This window comes from Nostoc sp., from assembly GCF_036917195.1.
Lineage (GTDB): Bacteria > Cyanobacteriota > Cyanobacteriia > Cyanobacteriales > Nostocaceae > Nostoc.
In genome coordinates this window covers 36,824-62,534 of record NZ_JBALDG010000092.1, presented here as the reverse complement: position 1 = coordinate 62,534, position 25,711 = coordinate 36,824, and the positions used below count along the sequence as shown (strand labels likewise).

Sequence of the window (25,711 nt, the reverse complement as noted above, 5' to 3'; positions counted from 1 at the left end):
CAATACTCACAGGTTAATATCTCAAGTTCCTGAAAAATTGATTTAGGTAGATAGAAGTTATGGCAATTATCAATGGTACTAACGCTAATGACATCTTTAATGGCTTGGGGAGGAATGATAACCTCTATGGTTTCGAGGGCGATGATGTCCTCCATATTAGCAATTCTTCTGGAAAAAATCTCTTAGACGGCGGCTCTGACAATGATAAACTTTACGCTACAGCTACCACTGGTAACAATACCCTCAAGGGAGGAAGTGGGGATGATTATTTAGATGTTTCTAATTCTTCTGGGAAAAACTTCTTAGATGGCGGTTCTGAGAGTGATCAAATTTATGCTACAGCTACCACTGGCAACAATATCCTCAAGGGTGGAAGTGAGAATGATTATCTAGATGTTTCTTCTTCTTTTGGGAATAACACCCTCTGTGGGGATACGGGAAATGACGAATTTTCGATTCAGGATAGTTTTGGCAAAAATATTGTTTTAGGCGGAACTGGCTCTGATAAATTTTACGCCTATGGAGTCAGTGGTGCTAACACCCTGAATGGGGGGGATGGCGATGACTCCTTCTATTTCAGGGCCCCATCTACCGCTCCTTCTTTTTTAGTAACTCAAAAAGTAGATGGGGGTATGGGTTCGGATTATTTGGAAGTCAATTACAGTAGTGATACTACCGAGGGAATCACCTCGACTTTCAATGCAACCACTAACCAAGGCTCGATTACATCTGGCACGAATAGAGTTAGCTACAAGAATATCGAACGATTAAATATCACTGGTACAGCCTACACTGACAATATTGTTGGAGGCAATAGTGAAGATGTACTCAACGGAGGCACTTCTGGCAATGACACTATTAGTGGGGGTGCAGGTAACGATTACCTCGATGTTTCCTACTCGTCTGGCAATAACATTTTGAATGGAGGCGATGGTAACGATGCCTTTTACACCTATGGAGTCAAGGGTGCTAACACCCTGAATGGGGGTGATGGCGATGACTCTTTCTATTTGAGTGCCCCATCTACCGCCCCCTCTGTTTTAGTGACTCAAACGGTAAATGGGGGTACGGGTTCGGATTATTTGGAAGTCAATTACAGTAGCTATGCTACCAAAGGAATCACCTCGACTTTCAATGCAACCACTAACCAAGGCTCGATTACGGCTGGCACAAATCGAGTTAGGTATAAGAATGTTGAACAATTAAATATCAGTGGTACAACTTACGCTGACAAGATTGTGGGGGGTAATAACGGCGATGTGCTCTATGGGTATAATGGCAACGATCTCCTGACAGGAGGGAGAGGCAATGATGCTCTGTACGGGGGAGATGGGACTGATACTTTTGCGTTCAATAATTATAGTGAAGGCATTGATAGTCTTAATGACTTCAATACAACTGGTGAAGTTATTCAGGTATCAGCTGCTGGTTTCGGCGGCTCTCTAACAGTAGGTACACTTTCGGCTAGTCAGTTTACCATCGGATCAGGTGCGAGTGCGATCGCTCAACGATTTATTTACGACAATATTACAGGCGCACTGTCCTTTGACCAAGATGGTAGCGGTGGTGCTTTTACTCAGGTACAATTCGCGCAACTCAGCAGTGGATTGTCACTAAGCGCAATCAATTTCGTTGTTGTCTAGTTCGTATCAAATCCGAATTCGGTTCCATTAGCGCAGAGGATGCAGTAGCAGGCATTGTCACAGTGCTAGGATGCCGAATATGGGCTGTTTGTAGCTTTTGAGTTGTTGTTGTCGAAGACAATAAGCTAAACCACATAAGCCCTCTTTTTTCATCTTTTTTTTGTGCAATGCTGAATATTGCTGTTTATTTTCCGCTTCAACTAAGATAGACGGCTACAACAGTCCACAGGCGTAATTTTTGGATGAGCTAACCGTACAAAGTTAAGGCGATCGCCCCATAGTAACTGGTGGTTAAAAGCTTTTGCTTGAAGGATGTGAGGGGTGCGATCACTGTTTTTAGGATATCTAACCATATCTTTGTTAGAGTATTAAATAATTTGGATAAAATAGGTATGACTAACTATTCTGTCAATTTACCATTGTTCTTAGAATCATATGTTGAATTTATGCAACATATTGAAGGCTTATATACGAAGCTTTCAAATCCTACAAAAGGAGCTGAGTTTGCCAAATTTTCAAAAGATATTTTAAGTACCCAGGAAAAATTTTTAGGATTTAAGCCGGAGCTTAACACTAAACAAACCCATGATGAAGGAGTTGACGTTTTTTGGTTTGATCCAGAAACCAACAAACAAAAAGTTTACTGTCAATGCAAATTGCATATTCGCGGCAAAGATGATTTAGATAACATAATAGGAAAATTTTCGAGCTATGAGCAATCTCATTTTCCAACTAACAAAGATACAAAACAATTAAGTATTTTTGATTTATCAGAAGTTAATCAAATAGGTAATTCTGAATCTAAAGCAAGCGTTATTTATTGTATAGCAACCCTTTCAATTACTAAAAATATACTAGGATTATATAAAAACTCAGGTAGACCATCGGTTAACTTTTATCAAAACTTAGCTGATTCTAATCGAATTGAAATAATTGATGGTCAATTATTATATAAACTTTTTTTAGAAGCATATAGAAAAGAATATGCAATTCCACAAAGAGTTTTGTTTAAGGTTCATGAAAAATTTGTAAATTATCATAATGTACACATGGGAATTATAAGTGCAGAAGATTTAATAAAAATTTATAGTGAGTGTGGTCAAGGAATTTTCTTTGAAAATGTTAGAGATTTTTTAGGTTTGGATGCTCGCAATTCAGCTTTAGATATTAATAATGAAATTTTTAAAACAGCCAGTAATGAACCAGATAAAATGCTAGAAAGAAATAATGGAATTACCTTTAAGGCTAGTTCTCTAGAATACAAAAATGAGAATTTAATTTTAGAAAATGCTGGAATTATCAATGGTTGCCAGACAACAATGTGCATTGTTGAAGCTCAACCTTCAGGAGATTGTTTTGTTCCTGTTAAAATTGTTGTTGCTGATTTAGAGAATTCATCGAAAGTAGCTAAAACAGCTAATACACAAAATAAGATTGAAAAAATTAATTTAGAATTATCTGAGTATCTTAGACCTCAACTAGTAAAAATGAGTCTTGCTGAAATTGGAGTAAAAATTAATGAACACGAAACTTCAACATCTGTTCCATCAATTGCATCGGCAATATGCTATAGTCGTGTTTTTTATTCAGATTTAAGATATTTATTTATTGGTTTATTTAGTTATATACCTCGCAACATTTTTATATCAGATTATGCTTCTATCAAGTTTGATGAGCTTGGTAATGCTTATCCTTCATTGGATGATAAAAAATCTTTAGTAAGTATAATTGGTAATATTTTAACGGCAGCTAATAAAGTTTTTGATAAACTTAAAGAGGAGTACCCTTCCGAAACTAATCTTCAAGACTCTAAAGGTAAAATTGGACAAATATTTAATAGATTTTATGTGGATGAAAAAGGATATAAACCTTATCTAATCGTATTTTCTATGTGTTGTTTGCTAAATATTCATGACGAAAAGCAATTTAAGGAGCAAAGTGTTAAAGCATTTGTTGATCAAATTAATAATATTATTGAAAGCAGAGAATCAGATTTTGAAGAAGCATTAAAAAAATCATTTAAAGCCGTAGCAATAAGCGTTATAAGTAGATGTACAGGTAAAGATAGAGACCTTGATCAAGAAATAAGACAAAAGTTATTTACATATTTAAAAACCACTGAGTTTTCTAGTTTTTATTTAACTTATGGAGCCTTATAAAATTTGTTTTATTACAAGTCAATTCAAAGATATTGAGACGATATCGCTCTTCACCACCCCCCATACCTCAAGGAATTGTTAACCCTCTTGCTCGCAACCATAACGAAGGTGGTACACTACATCCATGCTAGGGGTGCCTACATAACCAGGCTGAGATCACACCCTTAACACCTGAGTCTGGGTAATACCAGCGGAGGGAAGCTGTTTATTGAGGAATATACAACATGCGGACAGAATGGGTTGCTAAACGACGTGGGCAAAGTAATGTATCTCAAATGCACTACGCCCGCCAAGGTGTTATCACCGAAGAAATGCACTACGTCGCCCAACGGGAAAATCTCCCTGCGGATCTCATTCGTGAGGAAGTGGCGCGGGGGCGAATGATTATCCCGGCTAATATTAATCACACTAACTTAGAGCCGATGGCTATTGGCATCGCCTCCAAATGTAAGGTAAATGCTAATATCGGCGCTTCGCCTAACTCTTCTAATCTTCAGGAAGAAGTTGATAAGCTGAATCTGTCAGTGAAGTACGGTGCTGATACCGTGATGGATTTATCCACAGGCGGTGGTAATTTAGATGAAATTCGTACCGCCATTATCAAGGCTTCGCCTGTTCCCATTGGTACGGTACCGGTTTACCAAGCTTTAGAAAGTGTCCACGGTACAATCGAAAACCTGACTGCTGATGACTTTCTCCATATCATTGAAAAGCACGCCCAGCAGGGAGTAGACTATCAAACAATCCACGCTGGGATTTTGATTGAGCATTTGCCTTTGGTGAGAAGCCGCATCACTGGTATTGTCTCTCGCGGTGGCGGTATTTTAGCGCGGTGGATGCTGCATCACCACAAACAAAACCCGCTTTATACCCACTTCCAAGACATTATTGAGATTTTCAAAAAATACGATGTCTCCTTTAGTTTAGGAGATTCACTGCGTCCTGGCTGCACCCATGATGCCTCAGATGAAGCACAATTAGCTGAATTGAAAACCCTTGGACAGCTAACTCGCAAAGCCTGGGAAGATGATGTCCAGGTGATGGTGGAAGGCCCTGGACACGTGCCAATGGATCAAATTGAGTTCAACGTCCGTAAACAGATGGAAGAGTGTTCTGAAGCACCTTTCTATGTGTTGGGGCCATTGGTGACAGACATTGCTCCCGGTTATGACCATATCACTTCAGCCATTGGAGCAGCGATGGCTGGATGGTACGGAACTGCAATGCTGTGCTATGTAACACCCAAAGAACATTTGGGTCTACCAAATGCTGAAGATGTTAGAAATGGGTTGATTGCGTATAAAATAGCAGCTCATGCGGCTGATATTGCTAGACATCGCCTTGGTGCAAGGGACAGAGACGATGAACTTTCAAAGGCGCGTTACAACTTCGATTGGAACCGTCAGTTTGAATTATCACTCGATCCAGAAAGAGCTAAGGAATATCACGATGAAACTCTACCAGCAGATATCTATAAAACTGCTGAGTTTTGTTCGATGTGTGGGCCTAAGTTCTGCCCAATGCAAACTAAAGTTGATGCTGATGCGCTGACCGAATTAGAAAAGTTCTTGGCGAAAGAGGCTGTTACCCAAAGCTAACAGATTGGCATATCGAGTCCGGTTGAATACTTGTAGCGGTTTTCAGATGGATGAGATATAGGATAGAACACGCTGTAGGGAATTGTGGTTTAAATAGTTTTGTAGGGTGCGTTAGGACGAATGTCTTAACGCACCTAAAATTTGAGGTGGTGCGTTACGTGATGATTATCATTATGATTAGGACTTACGCATTGACAGAAGTCAGTGTAGATATGTGGGGCGGCTTTGCCAAAGTCATTTTTGAGGAGGTCACTGAATGAAAAGAATAGATTTGATTTTCTATGATGCTGGTGGGGGACACCGCAGCACTGCAACTGCTTTGTCCCAAGTCATTGAGAAGCAACAGCCGAACTGGCAACCCAGGCTAGTCAACATTGAAAAAATTGGAACTATAGAGCGTACAAATACAAATATTTTTGATATCATCATTGGTCGTTTGACTGGAAGTGAGATTTACAACCTGATACTAAAAAAAGGCTGGACATTCCTCTTTCCATTATTTCCATTACTTCGGACTTTGACAAAGTCAAACATTCGTCAAAATTCTTCCGAGCTGATAGCTATGTTTGAAAGTCACTGGCGGAAGAATCAGCCGGATTTAGTAGTATCGTGCATTCCATTTTTTAACCAAATACTCCGAGAAAGCTTACAAAAAGCAAGGCCTACAACACCCTTCGTCACTATTCTTACGGATTTTGCGGATTCTCCTCCTCACTACTGGATAGAACCACAGGAGCAATTCCTAATCTGTCCTACTGAACAGGCAGTCGAACAAGCGCGCACGTTCGGGTATCAGGAAAAGCGAATCTTTCGCACATCAGGATTGGTAATTAATCCTCGGTTCTACGACCCCATTACTGTCGATCGCCGAAGCGAAAGACAACGCTTGGATCTAGATCCAGATTTACCCACTGGATTAGTTCTGTTTGGCGGTTATGGCTCTAAGGTTATACTCGAAATTGCCAAGCGTCTCGAATGTTTTCAAGACAAGCTCCAACTCATTTTTATTTGCGGACGCAATGAAGAGTTAGTTTCAGCACTCCGTCAAAGTCAAGGTTTTCAGAAGCGGTTTGTCACTACCTTTACTGAAGACATTGCTTACTATATGCATCTTGCAGATTTTTTTATTGGTAAGCCAGGACCGGGTAGCCTCAGCGAAGCTATGGCGATGAAGTTGCCCGTGATTACAGAAGGCAATGCCTTAACTATGATTCAGGAAAAATACTGCTGTGAATGGATTACGGATAAACAAGTCGGGATTGTAATTTCTAATTTTCACAACATCGAGCGGGCTGTCGAAAAGCTAATCCAACCAGAAAACTATTCTCACTACCGGGCTAATCTCAACACCCTTAATAACAGGGCTGTATTTGAAACAGTTAATATTTTGGAAAACATTTTGAAAATTCCTATTTAAGTAAGGACTTCCAAAAAATAAATTATCCGCTTTCTTTCATTTGGGTAGACCACAATATGACCGTAGGGGCGGGGTAACCCCGCCCTTACCATGTGGTCAATTCTACTTCCTGAAACGACCAAATTCCGTTAGACACATGATGCTCAATTTGTATAGTGCGTAAGTCCTAATGATTTACTGGTGACTTGATTTTTTGGGAGTCCCATTATAATTAGTAATTAGCTGTAGATTAAATCTAAATATTGTGAGATTTCTTTTTCCTAGTGATTACTTCAATCCTAAGAAAGCGGATGCAGCATACTTAGAGCAGGTTGCTTGTATGCAAAATGCTGGGTTTGCAACTTCCGTTATTTCTTTGGAGTCGCTGGGATCTGGTTCATCAAAGATTATCCCAGTTCCCACTCCTGATTCAAAAGTGGTCTATCGGGGTTGGATGCTCTCGCCCTCGGATTATGAGTTATTAGTTAGTGTTGTAGAGAGTACAGGGGCAAGTGTCTTAACTTCTAAGGCTGAGTATCTAGCTACACACTATCTGACAAAGTGGTATCCCCTGATTACTGATTTAACTCCAGAGACTAAATTTTATTCCGTTGATGATGATTTAGAGAGTGAGTTGAATCGACTTGGTTGGAATGGATTTTTTATCAAAGATTATGTTAAATCTCTTAAAACCTCAGTTGGTTCGATGATTGATAAACCTTCAGAAATCGAAACAGTGGTTGCCCAAATGCAGAGGTTTCGGGGCAGTATTGAGGGAGGTATTTGTGTCCGCCGGATTGAAGATTTTGTGTCTGAAACCGAGAGGCGTTACTTTGTCGTATCTGGTAAACCTTTTGCCGCTTTACCAGATGAAGAAGTTCCAGAGATTGTTTGTGAGTGTGCCAAGCGGATTAGAAGTCAGTTTTTCTGTGTGGATGTAATAGAGCGTAGAGATGGTACTAAGCGGATCGTAGAAATTGGTGATGGCCAGGTATCAGATATTGTTGGATGGACAGCTGAACGTTTTACTCAACTATGGGTGGTGTGACAGCTAAGAAGTTAATGCAGCTGACTGTTGAGAGAAGAGATATTGGTTGGGTTACAAAGCTTATGTAAGAAACAAAATGTAAGCAAGGGAATTCTTAAAGTTTTGCTTCTCTGAAAATACAAGGTTGGGTTTCGCGATCGCTCTACCCAGCCTACAATTATCCTTAAGCCAAGCTTATTAGCTTAAAATCCAATTTCAATGGTCAAGCTGCGAATCTTTCCTGTATCTGTCTCAGCTTTATCTGCAACTTGAAGAGTCCAGGTTCCTTGGGGACTTTTACCCTTAAAGGCAGCAAGTTTCAGGGTATTTACTTCGTCATAGGTTGTTTTGATATTATCTGTAGCTCCGCCCTGGCGATCGTGCAGAATTATCGGAAGTATGCCTATTTGCACCGGGGGAAGGAGAGTAACTACAAGGTCACCAATATAAGTATGCTCGATGTCTACATTAACTTTGATGGATTTCATCAGGCTGGTATTAGCGATCGCCAAGGACAATGTTGATGTTTGCAAGTCGTTAATTGGGATATCTTGCACTGCCTTGAATATGCTAATGGGCGATGTTTGAGCCGGCTTGGCCAATTCCACAGCTTTGAAAGCATTGATTCGACCGTAACCGTAGAAGGGGCTACGACCATTGGCATCATATTTACCTTTAGCTGGATCAATGCGATCGCTGGAGCGTTTAATAATATCTCGCACTTCGTCCCAGCGCAGATTTGGATTTCTGGCAATAATCAGGGCTACTACACCAGCTGCACCTGGACAGGAACTGGAAGTACCGCCGAAGTCGTTCGTGTAGTTACCTCCGGCGTCACCCAAATTCCGATTAACTGAATTATAGCCAACTACACCAGAGCGATCGGTTGTCCAAATGCCAGGGGTTTGAGAACTATCACCATTGTTGCTGGGGAAGGCACACCAGACCGCCTGACCAAAGTCGCTGTAAGCGCTTCTCGTGCCAAAGTCGTTACAAGCTGCCACAGCAATCACCTTTTGGTAGCTGGCGTAGCCGTCATTATCCACGCTTTCGTTACCATTGCCAGCCGCAAATAAAATTACACATCCCTTGCCGTTGCGTCCTTTATTGATTGCAAAATCCATAGCAAGTCGTGTGGAGTCAGGTAGAGGTACTTTTTGGTTGTGTACAGGATCGTTTGGCTCAAACCAAGTCCCATCTGCTGGTCCCCAGCTACAAGAAATGACATCAGCACCATTTTGAGCCGCCCAAATAAAAGCATCTGCTTCGTCTTGTGACCCTAGCGCCGAAGCTAAACGAATCGGCATCAGCTTTGCACCTGGTGCCACACCAGATGCACCAAAGTTGCCGTTTGCACAAGCTACTCCAGCACAGGCTGTGCCGTGGTTATTGTCGTTTCCCGGTCTGGGATTGTTAGTTTTACGTGTGACATCACGCGGGGCAACAATCTTTCCAGAGGAACGGAACTCTTCATGATCGAGATCCACACCGTCGTCGATAATTGCAATAATCGTCCCTGTGCCATCGCTTAACTTCCAAGCTGCCTCAACGTTGGCATGGGCGTTAATTACTTTATTATTAATTGTTGTTTGCTTTAAGTGCCACTGCTGCGGGAAAACCTGACGTTGGCGTGATTCACGTGCTAGTTCAGGATGGCACAGTTCTACTGATTCCTCATTCAGAAGTCTCTCGGCGATGTCAAAGATGGCTATACCAGTATTTGCTGGAGCACTGACAAAGTAAGCATTTCGTGCATATTCAAGTTGGCGTTTAATTGTTAAGCCGTAACGTCCCAATACTTCTTGGCAAACCCTTGACTCTTCTTCGTTATCAAATTTAACGAAGAGGTTTTCAGTGTAGACTACAAGTTGTTTGGATACTGGATCGAGAAGGACACGTCCGGCAAATTGGACTTGAGACTCTTTGTTGAGAATTTCACGGGCGTGATCGCGCAAACCGACACCCTGAGTCGGAACTTTTGATCGCAGAATTTCTACACCCGCTTGCCGAAACCGCGTTACTAACTCGAATTGATTGAGGATATTGCGAGCTGTGGGTGATACAGGTGCGACTTCAAATGGTCTTGCACCGACAAGAGTAGTGCGGCTTTCGGTACGCACTACAACGTGTTCGTTACTGATAGCAAGTTCATAGTGTTGACCGTTCTGTCCACCATAGCGAACCTGAACCATAGTTTAATCTCCTGGGATATTGAATGTCTATTGGGCATTGGGGAGCCAGCGCCGTGGGCGGGTTTCCCGACTTGAGGCGACTGGCGTCATGGGGCGTTGGGCATTGGCAAACCTTATTATGCCCAACTTTTAAAGCTTGTTACACGCAGTGTGCGCGGGTAGCGTTTTCAATGCAAGCCGATGCATTGGCATTGTAAGCTGACGCATTAACAATGTAAGCAGATGCATTGGCATTGTAAGCTGACGCATTGGCATTGTAAGCTGATGCATTGGCATTGTAAGCAGATGCATTGGCATTGTAAGCTGACGCATTGGCATTGTAAGCTGATGCATTGGCATTGTAAGCTGATGCATTGGCATTGTAAGCTGATGCATTGGCATTGTAAGCCGACGCATTGGCATTGTAGGGTTATTGCCAAATTTAATTTGCTACGAATTAATGAAATGCTGTACTGAGTTCATCCAAGCTTTCAATTCTTCTTTCCAAACAAGAGGGATTAAAAGTCAGGTTGTTTTAAAAATCTTTACTATCAATAGGGGTGTATAGCTTGCATCCCAATGAAAGATTTGTATTCCATAAATTAGATGCATTTAAATAAATATAAGATAATTCGTCATCGCGTTGGCGCAGCTTTCCCGTAGGGTACGAAGTGTTCGCGGTAGCGTCTTTAAGAGTTGCAATTTTAGTTATGACTTACGCAAAAAACCTCTCAAACTCTCATTCCTCCGTGTACTCTGTGTCTCTGTGGTTCGTTTTTTCATGACCCGTGCGTAAGTCCTATTAGTCTTTGCGATTACAACTCTTAGAGACGCTACGCGAACACTCCACTACGTTACGTACCCTACAGTTAGGCTTACGCCAACGCAATGACATTTTATCAGGACTTATGCACAGGTAACGGAAAACGAACCACAGAGGACGCAGAGGTCACGGAGAAATGATAGTTTGAGAAGGTTTTTGCGTAAGTCCTATTTAGATTTAATTTCGCCCAACTACTTACCACTGAAAAACGTTATAACATCATTAGAACTTGAGAAAGATGTTTTACTTTTCGGCTGAGTATTTTCTACAGGTGTACTCTTTACCCTTGATTGCTGAAGTGAGATTTCAAAAAGATTACTTTTCTGAGTATCCTGAACAAATTCGCGTTGGCAGCGGTCGCACTGCTGTATCCTACACTCGTAAGCCTGGGTACTATGCAATACATTACAATCAACCAAAGACCGTGGCATCAGGAGCAGTTTTACACCTTAACGATGGTGCGATGTCTACGACGGGCTACGCCTACGCAGTTTTTCCAGGCGAACCCAATCAATCAGAACAAGGGACACTAAGCCCAATTTACACACTACAACCTAATGGTTCTTTGGCAGTACCAACTGGACTGGTTTTCATCCGCTTTGCTGAAGGGGTTGATGTGGAGTCCCAGCGCGAAGTAATTAATCAAGCAGGTTATGAAGTAGCGCAAAGTCTTGACTATGCACCTCACGCCGCTTGGTTGCGTGTCCAATCAGGTAATATTGCTGATGCGATCGCCAAGATTCCTCAATTAGAAGCGATACCTAAAGTTGAGAATATCGAACCTCAGATGCTTATGGAAAAAGGTTTGAGACTAGGGCATTGATTATCACCAGCGATCGCTCTTTCGCGTCAAGTTTGTGATCTACTGACTTTATCTTTTCTTACTCCCCAGTATTGAAAGGCGATCGCACTCAGCATCAAATCAGTTCCGATTATCCAGACTTGATATTAAACTGCGTCCACCTTGAAAACTGTAGTTCTTTCCGTATGAAAAGAAAAAACCCTCATCCCCCAGCCCCTTCTCCCAAATTTGGGAGAAGGGGAGCCGGAAAGAAGTCCCTCTCCCAAGTGGGAGAGGGATTTAGGGTAAGGGCAAAAACTACGGTTCTCAACATAGATGAGGTTTATCTATAATCTTGCTTTTGAATACTTCCCAAACGAGCAGCATCACGAATATTGTAGTCGGATCGAGTAAAGCGATTTAGCTGCATCTCAAAAAAATCTCGATTGGCTTGTAAATGCTTGGGATTTTGGTCATCTAAAGGATATAAAAGTGCAGTTCGCAAGGCTTGGATTACCGCAGAAGTAACACAGTACATTGACCGTTGAAAACTAACTCCCAACTGAATCAACATATCTTCTTCACCCCGGCAATATTGGCTGTAATAATCAACAAGATATGGTGGCAAAAAATGCAACATGTCTTGCATTAGTAATGTGGGAGGAATGCCAGCAGTACCCACTGGAAATACATCAGCGTAAAGAATGCCATAGTGAAAGTCTTTCTGGTCTTCCGGTACTTGACGCGCTTGAGCATTATAAGATTTTGTGCCTCGGAAGGGTGCGGTGCGGTAAAAAACAGCTTCTACATAAGGTAATGCTGCTTCATATAGCCACATGAAGCCCTTGGATTTGGGAACAATTTCGTAGCATTCGCCACGAATATAAACATGATGGTAAATGGGACGACCTGCGATCGCAAATATACCATTAACTAAGAAACTCATCGCCTCTGGGACGCTGCTAATGCTGCCTTCGTCATAGCGATCGGACATTTCAAAGAATACTGGGGCCATGACTTCCCAGAATAAGCCCAGATTAGCGTAGTATGACATCTGGCGACACTGTTCTAAAAACATATCGGGGAACAGCTTGTAAAGTCCCAGCATTACGGGGTTCCCTTGGAAGTAAGCTTTAATTGCCCTGTCGGCGTTGGCTTTGTATTCTTCAGAATCTAGGTAAGGGTCAAATTGTCCACCCATCCCTCTGTGCCACAACATCGCCCGCATACAAGCTTCAGCAAATTCCATGTTAATGCGATCGTGGAATAAGTGGTGCAACAACTTTGGCATTTTGAAAGTTTCACCCTTATCAATAAATGCCAAAAGTTCTGGATGTGCAGTAGCTTCACCGCGCCAAATTCGCAAATCGGCATCATCGCCAGCGTAATGATTATGAAGTTCTAAATACTCTTTGGGTAAAAAGTATTTAAACAAGGGAAGCGGGTTTAAAAATTCGCGTTCAGCAATATAAAGTAGGTCACGCCAGTAAAAGTCCATCGGCACAGCATAAGCTTTGTATAAACCGATGATTTGCATCAAGTTTTCTGGGGTATCAGGTAACATTGCACCGCCTGCTTCTAAGCGATGAATTACTTCTGCAAATTCATGCTTGGAAGGAGGTAATTTAGTGGGTGTTTTAATTGCTGTCATAGTGATGGTATTTGCTAAATTGCGTAAATTAATAGCGAATAAAATTCCCAAACTCTGCGTTGAAATTCCAACTTTCAATTATTTGGTACTTCAGAGATTACGGTTTTTTCCAAGGAGGGAATTACAGCCACCATTGCTGTAGTTGTAGATTCACTCCAACGCACTAACCAAGTGGGTTGTATTCCCAAAAAGATGATAAAAGCTGCCAAAATTAAAGCTGGTATTTTCTCAGACCATAGGACTTTGGGATAGTAGGCTAAATTATCGAGTCTGCCAAAACAAGTGCGGTTGAGGAGGATGACGAAATAAACTGCGGTTAATCCACTAGCTACTACACACAAAATTGTCGAGATGGGAAAGGCAGAAAAGCTGCCTTGAAAGACGATAAATTCGGCGATAAATCCTGTTAAACCGGGAATACCTGCACTAGCCATGCCACTTAAAACTAGTAAGGCACTAATTAGAGGTAAGCCGCGTATAGGACTCATCAAACCATTGAGTTTATCTAACTCGCGGGTACCGACTTTGGCTTCTACGACTCCCACCAAATGGAAGAGAATCGCCAGGATAATGCCGTGGCTAAACATTTGGGCTACTGCACCAACAAGTGCTAGGGGAGTACTAGCGGCACCAGCTAGCAAGATATAGCCCATGTGACCGACGGAACTGTATGCTACCATGCGCTTGATATCTTTTTGAGCGATCGCAATTACTGCTCCATAGATAGCGCTGACTGCTCCCCAAATTGCCAGAGTCGGTGCAATAATACTCCAAGCATGGGGAAACATACCCAACCCAAATCGCAGCAGTCCATAGGTTCCCAGCTTTGCCAACACACCACCGAGAAGAATGGCAATTGGTGCTGAAGCCTCAACGTAAGCATCAGGTAGCCAAGTATGGAAGGGAACTAAGGGAATTTTAATCCCAAAACCCAATACTATCCCTGCTAGTAAAAGGATTTGCTTTGCTGTTGACAGATTTTCTGTAGAGACTGCATCAAAAGCAAAATTGGTAGAACCACTCAGCCACACCATACCCAAGAATGTTGCCAGAATTAATGCTCCCGATACGGCAGTATAAATCAGGAATTTAATCCCAGCATAACCCCGTTTTTCTCCTCCCCAAATGGAAATTAGTAAGTAGAAAGGGATTAATTCTAGTTCGTAAAATAAGAAGAATAGCAGCAAATTCTCTGCTAAAAAAGCACCTGTAACTCCTCCACTAACTAATAAAATCATGGAGTAGAACAGGCGGGGGCGTTCAGTTTCTTTACTACTGCTGTAAATAGCAATCCACGTCAGCAGGCTATTTAAGACCAACATCAATATAGAAAGCCCATCAACACCTAATTGATAACTCAAACCGAGAGTTTCATTCCAGGGAAGATATTCTTCAAATTGCATCCCCGGATTACTGATATCAAATTTCAGCAGGAGCAAAAGGTTCCAGAGGAAAACTATCACAGAAAAAATTAATGCTGTCAAACGAATGCGATGAGTAGGGATATTTACAGGTAATATTGCTATGAGAACAGCAGCGAAAATCGGGAGCCAAATCAAGACACTTAACATGGTATACTTATCCTTTATTTTTGGTTATTTGCCTTTTGTCTTTTATGATTTACTTTTAGCCAATGACCAATACAACTCTTAGAGAAGCTGCGCCCTAAGCGTAGCTACACCGCAGGCTTTACGACTGCGCTCAGTACAAGTGACTAATGACAAAGGACAAAAAAACTAACTTACTATACTAATTTCTCCAGTATCTAAATCGTAATAGCCACCGACTATTTTCAGCTTCTCAGCTTTGATTAACTCAGATAAAACTGACGATGATTGCAATCTTTTAATTTGTGCCAAAATATTTGCTTTACAAACATTTTCTACCATATCTCCTGATTTATTTTTTGAGCTTTCCACACTTGGCTTAATTGCTTCAAGCAAACTTCCAATATTTCCAGGTACTGGAGCACCTTTAATCGCCGCTTGTACCGCACCACATCTTTCATGCCCTACTACCATGATGACTTTGGTGCCTAATACTAAGCTGCCAAATTATAGACTACCAATTTGCTGTGTTGTGGCAATATTACCAGCTATCCGGCAAACAAATAAATCTCCAAGTCCTTGGTCAAAAACAATCTCTGAAGGCACTCGTGAATCAGCACAACCGAGAATAGAAGCGAAAGGCTTTTGACCTTTAGCAACCTCGACTAAACGTGAATAGCTTTGGTCAGGATTACGACGTTTTCTTTTGGCAAACCTTTCATTTCCATCTAATAACTCTTGCAGTGCTTTATCGGGCGTAATATCTTCTTCTACTGGTTTTTTTTCGGCTGCAAGTAAATTTGAGCCAAGTCCTGCTGTCAATACACCTGTACCGATCGCACCTGCACCAAACTTGAATAAACTCCTTCTGGAAAGATTTATCCGTGGATGTCGTATGCTCATGGAATTATCCTCACAATATTAAACTGTTAACTTTTCGTAGGATAGTTATTGCTACCTAAGTGTCGAGATTTGAAAAACAAAATTTAAAAACTGTACTCCCCAAAATGGCCAAGTTACCCACATTCCTAAAAGACTCACTCCTAGAAGAACAGTGAATGCATAAAATTGGGTTTGTCCAGAGGTGCTGTATTTGAGACTTTCACCACCTAATAGCGAAAATAAACCAACTAAATTAACAATGCCATCGACTACAAAGCGGTCAATCATATCAGCAAGTTGAGAAATTTTGGCAACGCTGAAAATAATTGTTATCCGATAGAGTTTGGGAGTGTAAAAGTCGTATGCGATTAAATCTTGTAAACCTTTCCAAGGCAAACGAATCGGTTTGGGAATATTGCTTAAATAAATCACAGCAGTGATAATGCAACCAAAAATACTCGACCACATTAAAAGTAGTGCGACATCTTTATTTAGGTTTGCCCAATCTGGTAAAAGTGATAAGTTTTGCAACACTAAAGGAAGATGTAGGTTTAAGCCAAGTAAGATTACCATCGGCAGAGTCATTGGCCAGTGAGCTTCAGGCGATCGCTGGGCCATTTGTCTAGCTTTACCGCCAAAAATTAAAGCGAATTCTCTCGTCAAACTCACAGCTGTCAAAGCATTTACAGCTATTAATACTCCCACTAACCAAGGTTGAGTTTCCCACAACTTATCTGCTAATTCGATCAGCGCCCAAAAGCCACCCAATGGTGGAAAACCAATTAACCCCAAACTTCCAACGATAAAGGCGATTGCGGAAATTGGGCGGCGTGTCCACAGTCCACCAAGTTGGGTTACGTCTTGGGTGATGCTATTCCAGATAATTCCGCCAGTACTCATCACCAACAATGCTGCGGATATAGCATTGCTAAGGACTAACGACAGCGCTGCTTCGTCTTGTTGCACTCCCACAGCAATGAACACTAAGCCCATGTATGCACTGACAGAATAGGATTGACAGCGTTTTAGGTCAATTTGGGCGATCGCAATTAAAGAAGCACCCACGGCTGTCACCGCACCAATTCCCACCATCGCCGAGGAAACTATCGGCGACAGGCTTAAGACAGGTTGCAGTTTAATCAGCACCCACGCACCACTAGCGACTACTACCGAGTTCCGCAAAATTGTACTGGGAACAGGGCCTTCCATCGCTTCATCTAACCATAAATGCAGGGGAAATTGGGCACATTTGCCCATCGGTCCAGCAATTAAAGCTAAACCCACTAATGTGATTGCTGTCGGGTTGACGTTCGCAGTAGTCGCCCATTGGGCTAGTTCTGTATAATTCCAAGTTCCAGCTAAAGGCCATAATGCCAATACGCCCACCAGCAAGAATAAGTCTCCCACCCGCTTGGTTAAGAAAGCATCTCTTGCACCTGAGACTACCAACGGCTGGCTAAACCATAAGCCGACTAGTAGGTAGGTTCCTAAAGTGAGGATTTCCAGAATGATATAACTGAAAAACAAGTTATTACATAGAGCAAGGGCACATAATCCCGCTTCAAATAATCCCAACAAAGAATAGAAGCGTCCCCAACCCCAATCCATTTCCATGTAGCCGATCGCATAAGTCTGCGCCAGCAAATTCAAGCCAGTAATCACAACTAAAGCACCGACACTCACCGAGGATATTTCCAAAGCAATTGTCAAATCTAAACCAGCCGTAGATAACCAAGGAATAAACACTTCTTGGGCTGGCTGATTCCAAGTTGCTTGTAAGGCGATCGCACTATGTACAAATGCCAAAAATGTCATCACCAAGTTTACATAACCCGCCGGTCTTGGCCCGGTTTTCCGAATGATCCCTGGCGACCAAGGCACGGCTAACAAGCCACCTATTAAGGCATAGCACGGAACTAGCCAAACAGTCTCAAGTAGAAACTGAGCCATCAACTTACCTCTATATTGTGATCAAAAATTTGGGGTTTTGAATCAACTTGTGTTGATCCCAGTTAACCCAGGGATGTCTACGACGGGCTATGACGCTCGTTGCGCGGCATCGTCTCCCCGAATCCCATTCGTGAGAGGCTAGCGCCTGCCGTAGGATGCCCAAAGGGCTATAGGGAGAAGACTCGAAGAGAGTAACTCTTGGAGACGCTCTTGCTAGCAAGATCCCCATAGGGGTACGCTATCGGCGTCGCAGATAATGCAAATTTATCTTTGCTTTATTTTGATTAAAAATAGCTTACCGTTATATTTGTCAAAATGGAATTAATTAATTAAATAAATTTCCAATAAGAACTCTAATTATTTCTTATCCAATCAACTATTTGACTAATGAATAATAACTATTATTTTTTATCTATGAATTGACTGTGGTATTAATCAATAGTCATCATTAGTTTTTATTTATTGACATAAATCATAAGAGACGCAAGTCCCTTGCGTCTCTATAGTCAGCTAAATGTAATTTACACTTTGGCAATTTTGTCAATCTGCCAACAATTAGAAATAATTGCAGGCGTTTGGTCAAATTGGCTGATGGGAGCGGGTTTCATGTCCCGGTAGTCCAGCAGTTGGACTAAGATCAGGTAGGCGATCGCTAAAACGATCGAAATCACACCTGTAATAATGGCAACTAATTTTGAACGATCCATCAGTATTTCCTGTAATGCAAGTTATTGTGCAGTGTCTATATCCACATTAATACTTGAGATACACACTTACCGATATACTCGCGGTTGCTCAAAGCAACGGTTTAGACGTTCTGCTAATGATGCATCTACTTGCTGATAAAACTTATGTACTTTGCGAATTAATACCAGCATCTACGTTTAGCCGATTATTGCTGCTTGGTCTTTAACTCCCTGTGTTTGTCTGCTGTTTTAAAGTAAAACACAAAGTTCGTCTTGCTCACAAGTTAGGAATATACTCAAATGAGCGGTTGTATTTAAGTCATCTCAGTAAATGCATTCGATTTATTTATATTTACATAGTTTAGTTTTTTCGTGCCTACTTACTTATTGAAGCAATATATGAATATGGAGTTTTGCTTACACTGTAAACATTTGCAAACACTAAAAGGTGTGAAAGAACATAATAAAGTTAAGATTACAGTTAAGTACCAAGAAACTCATAGCTATTTACCATTATAGTATCTTTACAGTTTCTAAACATTATCAATAACAAAGAAGCTACATAGTAACTATTATCTTGTTAGGATATTAACTACTGCGGTATATTTACTTATATTTAAATTAAAAAATTCATGATTAGGATTGCTAAATTAACTAAAATTGACTTTTTAGTTGTGATTGTTATTGTCATGATTGGTCTTGTACATTTACCTTTTCCATTTGACGGAGATCAAGCATTCTTTAGGCTAGGTGCTTTAGAGATGCAACAGGGAAAGGTACTCTATCGTGATTTTTGGGATATTAAGCAACCGGGGATTTTCTACTTTTATTTTTTGGCAGGAAATTTGTTTGGTTTTAATGAGATTGGCATTCATGTCTTTGAACTTATTTACATGGTGCTTTTTTCGATAATATTGCTGCTGACTCTAAAAAGCTATTTTCAGCATCAAATAATCGCAAGTCTAGTACCTTTGTTAACGGTTGGCGTTTACTATATTGTTTCAGGTGCTTGGCACCTTACTCAAGTAGAAGCACTGATTGGTTTTCCTTTATTCCTTTGCCTTTGGCTGACTTTTAACTCTTTTAAATATGAAGGAAAGCAAAGATTTTTCCTGCTTTTAATCTCAGGCTTCATTGGTGGAATTGTCCTCCTATTTAAATTCGTATTTCTGCTTATCTTGCTTTCGTTTTGGCTAACTATACTGATGTATTCTATATTAATAAAGCGACATGGCATTCAACAAACTATTATTGATATTTGTCTGCCAATTTGTATAGGAATTATATTTCCTCTTTTAGTTTTTGCCAGCTACTTTGTCTGGCTTAATAGCTTTTCAATAGTGTATCAGACATTTTTTATAGATCCACCTCGGATTATTGCTAATACTAATTCTGCATTGGATAAAATTGATTTAATTTCAGGAATCAAATGGTTCTTACAGAATTTTTACCCTTTAGTGTTACTGGCTATTGTTGCAGTATATTTATCATTGTATAAGTTTAAGAATATATTGACTTTGCTACTAGTTATTTGGTGTATTTTTGGTTTAGGTATTATTGGTATTCAATATACAGCATTGTGGGAATACCATTATTTACTGTTGTTTGTACCCATAGGTATTTTAGCAACTAAAGGATTAGATATATTATGGGATTCTTTAAAACAATTAAGTTCCTCACTTCCGACAATTCTACTCATATTTTTATTGTTCTTCCCCTTATCATCCACTCTGACAAAAAAGAGTATTACTCTAGTTAATAATAACTTTGCTTTAACTGAAGATACACGATTTAAATATCAGACTGTCTTAAGAAAAAAATATGCATCCCTTCGTTCAGAGGCTAACTTAATCTCTCAACCAGGAAGTCTTCCTGGTGAGATTTATGTAGCTGGTGATCCATCTATTTACTACTTCTCTGGTCGGACTCAAGCAACAATACTACGTGGTTGGGCACTTGAATATTTTCTGCCTGAACAATGGCCAACACTTCTAGAGCAGTTAGATTCATCAAAGCCTCCTTATATTTTTATTGATTATAAACCCCAGGCTATAATCAAAGAAAGTTTTCCAAAAATGCTGGAATTTATTGGGCAAAGGTACTCGATTTTACGTCAAAATAATAACGGTATTTGGTATATCATCAAATGAGCTGTTTATAGTGGAACGATGGTAAATTATTGACAGCCATTTTCAAACTTGGGTTGAATACAGGGCATTGCAATGCCCTGTATTCAACTGATGGAGGCGGGTTTCATGTCGTGGGAGTCTAGCATTTGAACTAGGATGAGGTAGGCGATCGCTAAAATAACCGAAATTGCACCTGTAAAAATGGCAATTATTTTTGAGCGTTCCATCAGTAGTTCCTGTAATGCAAGTTCTTGTGCTGTGCCTATATCCACATTTTTCGCTATGAACTTGTAAAATCATCTACTTAGTAATGTATAATAAAGCTCAATAGTTTAGGGTGCTTGTCAAGTATTAAACTACTTGCTAGTACTGCCAAAGCATATTGTATGTCTAAATCTGCAATCACCGTTACCGTCAAATTGTTTGCTGCTTATCAAGAAGCCTTTAGGGTTTCGGAACTTGTACTAGAATTTCCCAATAGTATGCCAGTCAAAGCAGTATGCGATCGCCTCATATCTGAACACCCCGAACTCTCCCAATGGCGTGACATCACCCGCTTTGGGATTAATTTAATATTTGTCGAACCAGATACCCTACTACAAGATGGGGATGAAGTCGTGCTGATTCCACCAGTCAGTGGTGGCTAGCAAAACAGTTATGAGTTAGGAGTTATGAGTGATGAGTTAAAGATTCAAAACTTCTAACTCATCACTCAAAACTCCTCACTTGCTTGGGACTTACGGAAGAACTCTCTGAAACTCTTGTTCGTTTGTGATGGCTAGCTAGTTCATACTTGAACAAGGCTTGCGATGGCGATCGCACCCTTTGTTTGGCTGCAATTTTTCCTCCTACCTAAACTTGAATAAATGCAATTTTGCTTAATAACCCAAGATAACCCACAACTTTGGTTAATATATTTTTGCCAAAGTGGGATGCTTCCATATTAACCTCAGTACCAGCACCATAGGCGATATAGTCAATAATTAATCAACCAGCATCTCATGTAAATGATTCATTTGTTCAATATTATATTAATTTGCAATTAAATGATTTTTTGATTCAGTTTGCCACCATTCTTTTTTGAGCTTGGATATCACGCCTAAACCAAAATATAATTAATGCTAAAGTTGGTATAACCGTTACAACATTGAAAGGTGGGAAACCTTGTATTAGATAGTAAGCAACAGTACTTGTAGTACTAAATACTATACTAGTAATCACAAATCTTTTTGAATGTATGTTTAAAGCTACGACTGCCAGCAGCACAGACGAATACCAAGAGCAATACCAAGGAGCAGCAAACAGAAATAATATTAAGGTAATCCATCCAATATTTATACTAAGATTAGTTTCAGAATAATTTTTTTTCAAATATGGTTTTAGCATAACAACAAAATAAGCAACTAGAAATGGAAAAAATATTATAGGTTTAAATATCGAGAATATAGTCTGTTTAAAACTTAGAGAAAAATTTATAAATTTAAAATGTAGTACTTGCGTAAGCAAAGCATATAAGGAACCATTTACTTTGTTTTCAACCCCAGGATTTAAAAGGCTTTTCCAAGCCTCGACTGTATGTAAAGCTATAATATCAACTGCAAAAACTATAACTACAGAGATACAAATAGCACTGAATAAACTTTTCCACCGTTGTTGCTTAATCAAATAAACAAAAATTAAAGGCAACCAAATAATTGGTAATGTTTTAATTAAAAAACCAATCCAAACTGTAATAGTGGCAGCTATATAATTATGGTTTTTTAGGCAGATTATTAAAGTAATTAAAATTGTAGAAATTAAGACATCAATATGTGCATTTGTAACCTGCTCAAACAGCAAAACTGGGCTAACTAAATATGCAATTGTTACATTGATTTTCTGAGGAGAGTTTTTTAATTGCCCCCAGATTAAGTAAGTATTTAATATATGGAATAAAAGACATATTAATTTAAATACATAAATTCCCAAACTAGGAGTAATTGCAACGAAAGCAGCGGAAATAATAAAAAATAATTGAGATACAGGCCCATAAGTTGAAGTCTGTTTCCAGACAAGAAATGAAGACAACTTTGAGGTAAATGTGCTTGCAGCATTAATAAAAGGGTTAATTCCATTTAAGTCCATCAAACCATAATGCACATATAAATTAATATCAGTAGTTATTGGATAACTTATGAAGGCGATAAATAAAAAAAATGAACTATTTCTAAGTATTTTTCTAAAAGTTATATCTCTTTTTTTGTTTTTATTTCTATTTATGATTAACCAAACAATATATATAACATTTAAACCAAGGTATTCTATACCTGTTCTTACTTTATCAAAACGGCTAGAAAAATCAGGTAAATATTTACCTGTGTAATTAGTTAAAGCTTCAATATCAAAAGAATAAGCTCTAATTGCTAATTCTCCACATAATATTAACGACAAAATTATGGCAAGGCCTAACAATATTTGGTTTTTTCTCGTGGAATTATAATCATTCACATTTAGCATAATTATATAAAAATTAAATGAATTAAGAAATTTTTCACTTATATTATAGCAATCCGAATTGAATCGTGAGAAAATATGGAGATGAAAATTATGTATTTATAGACTTTTCAGTCTTTTACTTTCTCACAAATGATTTAGGATTGCTATATCAGAATTAACGTTTATTTTTCATTGGATTTTATAAAATTGAATGTGTTTAATTCAATAGTACTATAAAGTTACACAGTAAAACTGAAAATTTTCAATTACTTCAGCTTCTATTTTTGGCGAAGGTATTGTTTATGGATCACTTTTAGGATGGGGAGTGGTGTAGTTCAATTAATTGAAAAACGCAGTAAATAATTTTTGCGCTGATCACCATTGGCCGGATAATTCTCGTGCTGTCCTTACTCATCTGAAATCAAGTTAGTTAGAAGTTGTCCGTGCCAATTCTACTCAATACCTTTAGGAGTTAGCAGTTAGCTTCACTAAGTTATCTAACTCTTGCTGCATCTGACTAACAACTAATTCATAACATTCATTGACATAATGGCGATCGCTAGCTGCTTTAGGGCCGTAGCGTTCAAATACAATTGGCGGACAAACCCGCGTGTAGATGGTCACAGGTAATGGAATGTTAGGCAACGGGCCAATTGCTAATCCCCAAGGCAGTCCAAGATAGATCGGAAAAACTTCCGGATCAATCCCAAACAGCCAAGGCATTCCCCATTCATGGAGTTGCTGTACAATTTTGTAGTAGTCAGCTAGCACAATCAGCGTATCGTGAGCACCCCAGGAAATCACAGGCACAATCGGCACATTTTCCCGCAACGCTAACTTGATAAATCCTTGCCGCCCCGCAAAGTGGATTTTGTCACGTAAATAATGCGGTCGGAAGAGATCTTCGCCTCCCCCTGGATAAACTAGCACACTAGCTCCAGAGTGCAAGGCAGCGTAAGCCATTTTTGGATGAGCGATGATTGCTCCAGCTTTGACGACCAGTTGCGCTAGTGGTGGGCTAACCTGCCAAACTTTGGGATGCATCAAACCATAAACGGGTTGCTCAACACCAAATCGTCGAAACCAGTCATACATCACCATCGTCATATCGGGTGCCGCCAGTCCCCCATTATGGGAACCGACAAATAGGACTTTTTCTTGGGGTTGAATATTATCCCAGCCACTAGTTTGAACTCGGAAATAGTAGTGATAGAAAAAGCCTATTAGGGGCATCAAAAATTCTATGAACTTTGGATCTCGCTCATCCAAAGACCAACCAGGTTTTTTGTTTAAGAGATGTTGCTTTTTTGACATCGATGCATTCTAACAGGATTGGTAAAGGTCAAACAATTAATGCAGGAGATGACATTGGCATTGTCAGCCGACGCATTAGCATTGTAAGCCGATGCATTGGCATTGTCAGCCGACGCATTAGCATTGTCAGCCGACGCATTAGCATTGTCAGCCAACGCATTAGCATTGCAGGGTATTACCTTTCTTGAATTCGCTACGAATTAATCAAATGCTGTACTTAGCTTTCATCGCTGTTTTGCTTCTGCTTGACTAACCAAACAGAGAGCAGAGCGATCGCTACACCAACCACAAGAAAACAATAAATGTAATCGAAGTTATCCACAATCCTACCAAATACTGCCGCGCCGATGCCCTGGCCGACAAACAGGTTGAAGGCGAACAGCGAAACGGCTGTGCCTCGTGCTTCAGGTGTTAGCTCAGTGGCTTGAGTCTGGAGGGTGCTGTGCATCATATAAAAGCCCAATCCCATTAAAATATTCAAGGGGATAAAAAGCATCCAGTTATGGAACAATGCGATCGCTAAGAAGCTGATACACATTAAGCCTCCTCCCACCCCTATTAAACCAATTTCACCCAGTCGCTTGACTAACCATTTAACTGAGCGACTGTAAATCAGTCCACCCAATCCAAAACCACTGAGCATAAACCCGATCGTTAGATAACTTAGACTATAGCGATCGCGCAAAAATGCGCCGATGTAAGCAAATGCCCCAAAGACGCAAAAGCCTTCCACAAACACCCCTATAATTACAGTCCGGGCGATCGGTTGGGTCAATAGTTGGTAATAAGGTCGAAATGTTATTTTACCTATCCGACCTTGGGGACGTTGAACATCGCCCAGGTGGCGCGTCTCACGCCATAAAAGTCCAGCAATGGCAAGGGAGACGATGCCAAATATGAGAAAGATGTCACGCCAGCTGATATATTCCCCAAAGATGCCGCCCAAACTACCACCGAGAATTTGACCTAGCATCAGGGCACTTAGATACTTGCCGATCGCAGCTTGGCGTTTTTCATAAGGAAAGTTGTCACCAATATAAGCTAGGGTAACGGGAATCACCCCAGCAGCAGCCATCCCTGTGAGAAACCGCAGCAAGGTAAGTAAGACGATATTTGACACAAAGGCACAAACAGCAGTACCCACAGCAAATGCTGCCAATGCTACCGTAATTACCTTAAGTTTGCCGATGCGATCGCCTAGTGGGCCATAAACTAACTGAAATAACCCGTAGGGAATTGTGTATGCCGAGATAATTATCGCAGCGCTGCCAACACCAACTTTGAACTCGTCGGCAATAATGTGCAGCAGAGGGTCAATTACCCTTGCATCAGCAACCACCATGAAGGCAGCAGCGCCTAACAATCCTAATGAGACAGGTGTCTTCCCTGCTGTATCCTTTGCTAACCTGCCCACTGCTATGTTCTCCTGTAATTTGAGTTTTCGCACTTCTAGAATAGACTTTTTGCAGAAGGGCAAGG

General features: G+C 40.3%; 20 protein-coding genes, 1 pseudogene and 1 riboswitch. Of the genes and pseudogenes, 10 read left to right on the top strand and 11 right to left on the bottom strand.

Going from position 1 to position 25,711, the window contains the following annotated elements:
- The first annotated feature begins 59 nt into the window (after positions 1-59).
- Positions 60-1,643 (top strand): calcium-binding protein, encoded by a 1,584-nt coding sequence (locus V7K40_RS31085; protein WP_334966668.1) that lies wholly within the window; start codon positions 60-62, stop codon positions 1,641-1,643.
- 200 nt (positions 1,644-1,843) lie between these two features.
- On the opposite strand, the gene V7K40_RS31080 is transcribed toward V7K40_RS31085, so the two are convergent.
- Positions 1,844-1,996: a hypothetical protein gene (locus V7K40_RS31080; RefSeq protein WP_334966666.1), complete on the bottom strand. Its 153-nt coding sequence runs from the start codon at positions 1,994-1,996 to the stop codon at positions 1,844-1,846.
- A 39-nt stretch (positions 1,997-2,035) separates the two neighbouring features.
- Here V7K40_RS31080 and V7K40_RS31075 point away from each other — a divergent pair, with 39 nt between their 5' ends.
- The 4 genes from V7K40_RS31075 (at position 2,036) to V7K40_RS31060 (ending at position 7,844) form a co-directional block, all read left to right on the top strand.
- Positions 2,036-3,802, top strand: coding sequence for an AIPR family protein (locus V7K40_RS31075; protein ID WP_334966664.1), 1,767 nt, complete (start codon positions 2,036-2,038; stop codon positions 3,800-3,802).
- Positions 3,803-3,921: 119 nt separating this feature from the next.
- Positions 3,922-4,018: riboswitch (TPP riboswitch) on the top strand.
- An 8-nt stretch (positions 4,019-4,026) separates the two neighbouring features.
- Positions 4,027-5,400: a phosphomethylpyrimidine synthase gene (gene thiC / locus V7K40_RS31070; RefSeq protein WP_334966662.1), complete on the top strand. Its 1,374-nt coding sequence runs from the start codon at positions 4,027-4,029 to the stop codon at positions 5,398-5,400.
- Between the two features lie 256 nt (positions 5,401-5,656).
- Positions 5,657-6,817 (top strand): glycosyltransferase, encoded by a 1,161-nt coding sequence (locus tag V7K40_RS31065; RefSeq protein WP_334966660.1) that lies wholly within the window; start codon positions 5,657-5,659, stop codon positions 6,815-6,817.
- Between the two features lie 244 nt (positions 6,818-7,061).
- Positions 7,062-7,844 carry an ATP-grasp domain-containing protein gene (locus V7K40_RS31060; protein WP_334966658.1) on the top strand — a complete coding sequence of 261 codons (783 nt, stop codon included), beginning with the start codon at positions 7,062-7,064 and terminating at the stop codon, positions 7,842-7,844.
- Positions 7,845-8,026: 182 nt separating this feature from the next.
- Here V7K40_RS31060 and V7K40_RS31055 read toward each other — a convergent pair whose 3' ends face one another.
- Positions 8,027-10,015 carry a S8 family serine peptidase gene (locus V7K40_RS31055; protein ID WP_334966656.1) on the bottom strand — a complete coding sequence of 663 codons (1,989 nt, stop codon included), beginning with the start codon at positions 10,013-10,015 and terminating at the stop codon, positions 8,027-8,029.
- 23 nt (positions 10,016-10,038) lie between these two features.
- Here V7K40_RS31055 and V7K40_RS31050 point away from each other — a divergent pair, with 23 nt between their 5' ends.
- Both V7K40_RS31050 and V7K40_RS31045 read left to right on the top strand, forming a co-directional pair.
- Positions 10,039-10,212 (top strand): hypothetical protein, encoded by a 174-nt coding sequence (locus V7K40_RS31050; RefSeq protein WP_334966654.1) that lies wholly within the window; start codon positions 10,039-10,041, stop codon positions 10,210-10,212.
- An 843-nt stretch (positions 10,213-11,055) separates the two neighbouring features.
- Positions 11,056-11,640 carry a hypothetical protein gene (locus V7K40_RS31045; RefSeq protein WP_334966652.1) on the top strand — a complete coding sequence of 195 codons (585 nt, stop codon included), beginning with the start codon at positions 11,056-11,058 and terminating at the stop codon, positions 11,638-11,640.
- 301 nt (positions 11,641-11,941) lie between these two features.
- On the opposite strand, the gene V7K40_RS31040 is transcribed toward V7K40_RS31045, so the two are convergent.
- The 5 genes and pseudogenes from V7K40_RS31040 to V7K40_RS31020 all read right to left on the bottom strand — a co-directional run bounded on the left by V7K40_RS31040 (position 11,942) and on the right by V7K40_RS31020 (position 18,335).
- Positions 11,942-13,249, bottom strand: coding sequence for a CO2 hydration protein (locus V7K40_RS31040; RefSeq protein ID WP_334966650.1), 1,308 nt, complete (start codon positions 13,247-13,249; stop codon positions 11,942-11,944).
- Between the two features lie 74 nt (positions 13,250-13,323).
- Entirely contained in the window at positions 13,324-14,820 is a 1,497-nt protein-coding gene (locus V7K40_RS31035; RefSeq protein WP_334966648.1) for an NADH-quinone oxidoreductase subunit M, read from the bottom strand.
- 165 nt (positions 14,821-14,985) lie between these two features.
- Positions 14,986-15,699: pseudogene (locus tag V7K40_RS31030) on the bottom strand (carbonic anhydrase).
- Positions 15,700-15,750: 51 nt separating this feature from the next.
- Positions 15,751-17,628, bottom strand: coding sequence for an NAD(P)H-quinone oxidoreductase subunit F (locus tag V7K40_RS31025; RefSeq protein ID WP_334966646.1), 1,878 nt, complete (start codon positions 17,626-17,628; stop codon positions 15,751-15,753).
- Positions 17,629-18,149: 521 nt separating this feature from the next.
- Positions 18,150-18,335 carry a hypothetical protein gene (locus V7K40_RS31020; protein WP_334966644.1) on the bottom strand — a complete coding sequence of 62 codons (186 nt, stop codon included), beginning with the start codon at positions 18,333-18,335 and terminating at the stop codon, positions 18,150-18,152.
- A gap of 611 nt (positions 18,336-18,946) precedes the next feature.
- Here V7K40_RS31020 and V7K40_RS31015 point away from each other — a divergent pair.
- Entirely contained in the window at positions 18,947-20,464 is a 1,518-nt protein-coding gene (locus tag V7K40_RS31015) for a hypothetical protein (protein WP_334966642.1), read from the top strand.
- 83 nt (positions 20,465-20,547) lie between these two features.
- On the opposite strand, the gene V7K40_RS31010 is transcribed toward V7K40_RS31015, so the two are convergent.
- The gene (locus tag V7K40_RS31010; RefSeq protein WP_334966715.1) at positions 20,548-20,715 is read right to left on the bottom strand and encodes a hypothetical protein; all 168 of its coding nucleotides are present in this window, start codon (positions 20,713-20,715) and stop codon (positions 20,548-20,550) included.
- A gap of 114 nt (positions 20,716-20,829) precedes the next feature.
- On the opposite strand from V7K40_RS31010, the gene V7K40_RS31005 reads away from it, so the two are divergent.
- Positions 20,830-21,090: a MoaD/ThiS family protein gene (locus V7K40_RS31005; RefSeq protein WP_334966640.1), complete on the top strand. Its 261-nt coding sequence runs from the start codon at positions 20,830-20,832 to the stop codon at positions 21,088-21,090.
- Positions 21,091-21,502: 412 nt separating this feature from the next.
- Here V7K40_RS31005 and V7K40_RS31000 read toward each other — a convergent pair whose 3' ends face one another.
- Together V7K40_RS31000 and V7K40_RS30995 are read right to left on the bottom strand one after the other, a co-directional pair.
- The gene (locus tag V7K40_RS31000) at positions 21,503-22,894 is read right to left on the bottom strand and encodes a hypothetical protein (RefSeq protein ID WP_334966638.1); all 1,392 of its coding nucleotides are present in this window, start codon (positions 22,892-22,894) and stop codon (positions 21,503-21,505) included.
- A 489-nt stretch (positions 22,895-23,383) separates the two neighbouring features.
- Entirely contained in the window at positions 23,384-24,232 is an 849-nt protein-coding gene (locus tag V7K40_RS30995) for a 1-acyl-sn-glycerol-3-phosphate acyltransferase (protein ID WP_334966636.1), read from the bottom strand.
- Positions 24,233-24,234: 2 nt separating this feature from the next.
- Here V7K40_RS30995 and V7K40_RS30990 point away from each other — a divergent pair, with 2 nt between their 5' ends.
- Positions 24,235-24,420 (top strand): hypothetical protein, encoded by a 186-nt coding sequence (locus V7K40_RS30990; protein ID WP_334966634.1) that lies wholly within the window; start codon positions 24,235-24,237, stop codon positions 24,418-24,420.
- Between the two features lie 29 nt (positions 24,421-24,449).
- Here V7K40_RS30990 and V7K40_RS30985 read toward each other — a convergent pair whose 3' ends face one another.
- Positions 24,450-25,646: an MFS transporter gene (locus tag V7K40_RS30985; protein ID WP_334966632.1), complete on the bottom strand. Its 1,197-nt coding sequence runs from the start codon at positions 25,644-25,646 to the stop codon at positions 24,450-24,452.
- Positions 25,647-25,711: the final 65 nt, after the last annotated feature.